Annotated in this window: 7 protein-coding genes; all 7 read left to right on the forward strand. The window is 33.5% G+C overall.

The genetic code is table 11. The features are described 5' to 3' along the window. Positions 1-234: 234 nt before the first annotated feature. Entirely contained in the window at positions 235-1176 is a 942-nt protein-coding gene (locus ENL20_09035; protein HHE38701.1) for a site-specific DNA-methyltransferase, read from the forward strand. Next, entirely contained in the window at positions 1176-1790 is a 615-nt protein-coding gene (locus tag ENL20_09040) for a restriction endonuclease (protein ID HHE38702.1), read from the forward strand. The genes ENL20_09035 and ENL20_09040 overlap by 1 nt, the downstream gene beginning before the upstream one ends. A gap of 139 nt (positions 1791-1929) precedes the next feature. Next, a protein-coding gene (locus ENL20_09045; GenBank protein ID HHE38703.1) for a peptide chain release factor 2 occupies positions 1930-3031 on the forward strand; the annotation gives its coding sequence in 2 pieces (ribosomal slippage) (positions 1930-1992 and positions 1994-3031; 1101 coding nt in all). A gap of 58 nt (positions 3032-3089) precedes the next feature. After that, positions 3090-3467, forward strand: a complete 378-nt coding sequence (locus ENL20_09050) for a four helix bundle protein (protein HHE38704.1) — start codon at positions 3090-3092, stop codon at positions 3465-3467. A 13-nt stretch (positions 3468-3480) separates the two neighbouring features. Further along, positions 3481-4278 (forward strand): isoprenyl transferase, encoded by a 798-nt coding sequence (locus ENL20_09055; protein ID HHE38705.1) that lies wholly within the window; start codon positions 3481-3483, stop codon positions 4276-4278. A 288-nt stretch (positions 4279-4566) separates the two neighbouring features. Further along, the gene (locus ENL20_09060) at positions 4567-5349 is read left to right on the forward strand and encodes a hypothetical protein (protein ID HHE38706.1); all 783 of its coding nucleotides are present in this window, start codon (positions 4567-4569) and stop codon (positions 5347-5349) included. A gap of 34 nt (positions 5350-5383) precedes the next feature. After that, positions 5384-5510, forward strand: a 127-nt coding sequence (locus tag ENL20_09065; GenBank protein ID HHE38707.1) for a dTDP-glucose 4,6-dehydratase, incomplete at its 3' end; no start/stop codon positions are given.

Raw genomic sequence — 5510 nt, forward strand, 5'->3', positions numbered from 1 at the left:
GAAAGTGATTATGATGATTTTGTCAAATTTAGCGAAGATGAAGTAAAAAAAGATTTTGATAAGATGAAAAAGTTTTTAAAAACACTTGAAGAATTTATTATTAAAGAGATTGAAAATTCATAATGAAGGAATGAAACCTTGAAAACGGATTCTATCGGAGAAATTCTTTCACTTATCCTTTTCAACGGTTGGAAGATATGAAATGAAAGAATTAAGGAATAAAAGAATTATAAAATGGAAGATAATCAACTACATTTATTATTCAACGAGAATAAAATAAAATCCAAATATAAAATAATTTTGGGTGATACTTTAAAGAACTTACAGAATATAGATTCAGGTAAGTTTGATCTGATCGTAACATCACCACCTTACAATGTCGGAAAAGAATATGAAGTTAAACAATCGATTGAAAAGTATTTGGAACAGCAGAAAAATGTCATCAAAGAATTAGTAAGAGTAACTTCCAATATTGGAAATATTTGTTGGCAGGTTGGAAATTATGTAGATAAAGGTGAAGTGTTTCCTTTAGATATTTTCTATTATCAGATTTTTAAAGAATTTGGATTGAAATTAAGAAATCGGATAGTCTGGCATTTTGGTCATGGATTACACGCATCTAAAAGGTTTTCCGGAAGATACGAGACAATATTGTGGTTTTCCAAATCGGATAAATATATTTTTAATCTCGATGATGTCCGAATTCCTTCAAAATATCCTGGGAAAAGACATTTCAAGGGACCTAAAAAAGGACAATTATCCGGAAATCCAAAAGGTAAAAATCCATCTGATACCTGGGAAATCGTTCTTCAAGATTGGGAAAAAGAATTCTGGGAAATTCCGAATGTGAAATGCAATCATCCTGAAAAAACAATTCATCCTTGCCAGTATCCAATCGAACTTGTGGAAAGGTGTGTTTTAGCCCTGACAAATCAAAATAGTTGGATTTTGGATCCTTATGCAGGAGTCGGTTCGACAATGATCGCTGCTCTGAAAAATAATAGAAATGTTGTTGGAATCGAAAAGGAAGAAAAATATGTCAAAATTGCAGAAAAGAAGATCATGAAATTGAAAGAAGGAACTTTAAAGATCAGACCCATAACAAAACAAATCTATAAACCGACAAATAGAGATAAAATTGCTCAAATACCAAAAGAATGGATTGGAGTGAACTAATGAAAATTGCCCAGAAATATTCGCATTTAAATGGTGAAGAATATTTAATTGTTCATCATAAAAAACTGTATTCTGAAATAAAAGAAATTATCAAAAACATCGATGCTGAAAAATTGAAAACTAAGATCAGCAAAGAACATACAATGAAAGGAAAAAGGTTATACAGTCCAAAAGATTTGAACATTATATTTAATGAAATGTTTTCTTCAAAAAAGTGGTTTGAAAGCAGATATAATTATTACATCACGCTAAATCGTGAGTTAATGGACAAAAGTCTTTTAATGAATTCAAAAGAACAAAAAGAATTTCTGATAAAAAATGGTGAAAAGAATCCGATTTTTTCATATAATCAAACTGACTTTGTTAAAGATAAGATTGCAGTTGAGGTTCAATTTGGTAAATATTCTTTTGTTGCTTATGATTTGTTTGTAAAGCATATGTTGTTTTATTCCGGTGGGATAATCAATTTGGGAATTGAAATATTACCTACAAAGAAAATGCAAAAAAATATGTCTTCAGGAATTGCATATTTTGAAGGTGAAGTTTATAATGTAATGAGACAAGGTAGGAATAATCCTCCTGTTCCATTACTCATTTTAGGAATCGAACCTTAATCATTTTTTATTATGATTAGAAATATCTCAATGCAGAGCAATGAGTTACAAGGCACAATCAGGACTGTGTCCGGCTTTTGACGGATTGATTGTGATACATTTCGCGATTTTCACGTATTTCGCGGGTAAAGGAACATAAATGGAACTAATAGATTTCATAAAAAAATCAGAAGAAATAGAAGATAAAATCTTTGAGATCAGGAGGTATCTTTGACCAAGTAAGAGTCAAAGAAAAAATCTCTATTTTAGAAAAGGAGATGAACAAGCCGAATTTCTGGAATGATCAGAAAAATGCCCAAAAGGTCACAAAAGAGATTAATTCCTTAAAACAGCAATTAGAGAAAGAAAAAAAAATAAAAGAAATTTCCGACGAATTGGAAACATATAGATTGCTTCTCGAAGAGGAATTCAGCGAATCTTTACTAAAAGAAGCAGCAGAACAATTAAGTGAATATTTACCAATTATCGAAAAAGCAGAAATCCAATTTTTATTGAATGGAAAAACTGATCAAAACAGTGCAATTTTAACTATTCATCCGGGAGCAGGAGGAACCGAATCGCAAGACTGGGCGGAAATGCTATTGCGGATGTATAAACGATGGGCAGAAAATTCTAACTACAAGATCGAGATCGTGGATTATATTCCGGGAGATGAAGCCGGATTGAAAAGCGTAACTATGGAAATTCTTGGAGATTATGTTTTTGGTTATTTGAAGTCAGAAATCGGGATTCATCGTCTGGTCAGGATTTCACCCTTTAATGCTCAAGGAAAACGGCAGACATCTTTTGCTTCCGTCTTCGTCTATCCCATAATTGAAGATGATATAGAAGTCGAGATCAATCCCAATGACCTGAAAATAGATACTTATAAATCCAGCGGAAAAGGTGGACAAAGTGTAAATACAACAGATTCTGCTGTTCGGATAACACACCTTCCTACAAATATCGTTGTACAATGTCAGAATGAGCGTTCCCAACTGCGAAATAAAGAAGTTGCCATGATTATTTTGAGATCGAAATTATATCAAAAGATCGAGGAAGAGCGGGAAAAAGAGCGACAAAAACTGGAGAATACAAAAACAGATATCGGTTGGGGAAACCAGATTCGTTCCTATGTTTTCCATCCTTACCAGATGGTGAAGGATCATCGCACAAATTTTGAGACTGGGAATGTTTCTGCTGTAATGGATGGGGAATTGGATGGATTTATGAATGCGTTTTTGAAGTTTAAAGTTAATTAGTTGAACTCGTTGAATTAGTTGAATTGGGGAAAAAGGAAGAAAAAAAAGAGAAAGAATTATGAAAGATATAAAAAGTTTAGAAATCTATATAGATGCTTTGAATTTTTCAAATTTAATTTGGGATGTTTGTGTTAAATGGGATTATTTTAACAAAAAGACTCTTGGTGTTCAACTTGTAAAATCAGCAGACTCCATTTCTGCAAATATTTCCGAAGGCTATGGAAGATTTCATTATAAAGAAAATCTGAATTTTTGTTATTATGCTCGTGGTTCATTCGAAGAATCAAAGGACCATTTAAGAAAAAGTTATCATCGAAATTTGATTATAAATGAAGATCGTAAAAAAATTGAAGAATTTGTTAATAATTTTCCACAAAGACTTAATTCTTATATAAACTTTATAAAAAAATCAATGATTGATTATAAATCAAAATAGGAGAAATTTCAAGATGATTTCAATTCTTCCCAATTCAACTAATTCCCCTGATTCAACCAGTTCAACGAATTCAACCAGTTCAACCAAATCCTTGATCCAAAAAATCGACAAAACCAAACTCCCAAAACACATCGCCATTATCATGGACGGCAATGGTCGTTGGGCAAAATTGCATAAAACCAAAAGGTCAAACGGTCACAAAGAAGGCGTGAAATCCGTGCGTGATATTGTTGAGATCAGTGTTGAGATCAGTCTGGAATATTTAACTATTTATGCTTTTTCAACGGAAAACTGGCGTCGTTCCAAAACGGAAGTGAATTACCTTTTGAAGTTGATCATGGATTCTCTGGTCAATGAAATCGAAGAATTGACGAAAAACAATGTTGTGATCAGGTTTATCGGAAGCAAGGAACATCTATCCAAAAGTTATAATAAGAAAGTTATAGAAACCTGTAAGAAATCTTGGAATAATAACGGATTGCATCTGAATGTTGCCATGAATTACGGTGGCAGAAAGGAAATCATCGATGCTGTGAATGAAATTTATATCGATATGAAAGATGGGAAATTGGAGCAGTCTGCTATCAATGAAGACCTGATCAATAATTATCTTTACACAGCCGGAATGCCCGATCCTGACTTGCTCATCAGAACAAGCGGAGAACAGAGACTTTCCAACTTTCTGGTCTGGCAAAGCGTTTATTCGGAATTGTATATTACAAAAACATTATGGCCGGATTTCAGAAGAATAGAATTCCTGGAAGCGATCATTGAATATCAAAAAAGAAATCGTAGATTCGGGGCAAGATGAGAAAAATTAGCAACGAATCTGTCTTCGTTAAAACTTCGACAAGACAGGCAAAACGAACAAATCAAAACCTTGCGAATGGTTGAGGAACGAAACCCTCACAATGGTTGGAATCGTTTTTAAAAAAAATCTACATCGAGGAATACGAAGATATGAGTTTAACTTTCCGAATTTTATTTGAAAGAATATCTTTGAGAGAAACTTCGGAAAGGGATTATTATTGTTAGTTTTGCTTGTCAGGGCGTAGCGGAGCGAAGTCTGATTCATTGCTAAATAATTGATGGGAAAAATATGGAATTATTAAAAAGAGTAATCTTAGCCGTAATTTTCATTCCGATCATTCTCGGAATATTCTATTTTAGCGGGATCGCTTTGTTATCGTTTCTCGCTCTGATCGTTTTTTTCCAGATGTTCGAGTTGCGGGAAATGTTCTTCCAAAAAGGAGTAATAATTCCCATAATTTTACTGCCGACCAGCATTCTCATTTTTGTTTTATCATCTTTGTTCGGAACCAAAGAAATTGTTTTCTCATTGCTCCTGATTTTCTTTATAGTTTTGGGAAACGACCTTTTTAGGAACCAATTGGAAGGTTCGATTTCCAGAGTATCAACTAGTATTTTCTCAATAGTCTATTCTGCAGTTTTTCTTTCGTCTGTTTATCGGATCAGTGCTTTTGAAAACGGACATTTATTGATCTTATCATTGCTCGTTCTCATCTGGATAACAGATACTTTCGCTTATTTCACGGGCTTGCTTTTCGGCAAACATCGAGGAGTTTTCAAAGCCAGTCCGAAAAAATCTGTTGAAGGATTTCTCGGTGGTTTATTTTTTGCTCTGATAGGAGGTTTTGTTATCTATAAATTTGCGGATATTCCCATAGAAAAAAGCCTGGCAGCAGCGATTTGTGCAGGGATTTTCGGACAACTTGGTGATCTGTTCGAATCAATGCTCAAACGAGATGCGGGAGTGAAAGACAGTTCCAATCTATTACCGGGTCATGGTGGAGTTCTGGATCGTTTTGATAGTCTTTTGATTGCGGCTCCGGTTTATTATCTGGTTTTAAGTTTGAAGTGATAATTAGAAAATGTAATTACTAATAGAAATTCTTATGAAAAATCAAAAAACCAAAGAAACTTTCGATTTTTATCAAAGTAATCTACTGACAGGGATGAACAAAGATTCCAAAATTGTTTTAGTTACTGGTGGAGCAGGTTTTATCGGTTCGAATTTTATCA

The sequence above is a fragment of the Candidatus Cloacimonadota bacterium genome (assembly GCA_011372345.1).
GTDB lineage: Bacteria > Cloacimonadota > Cloacimonadia > Cloacimonadales > TCS61 > DRTC01.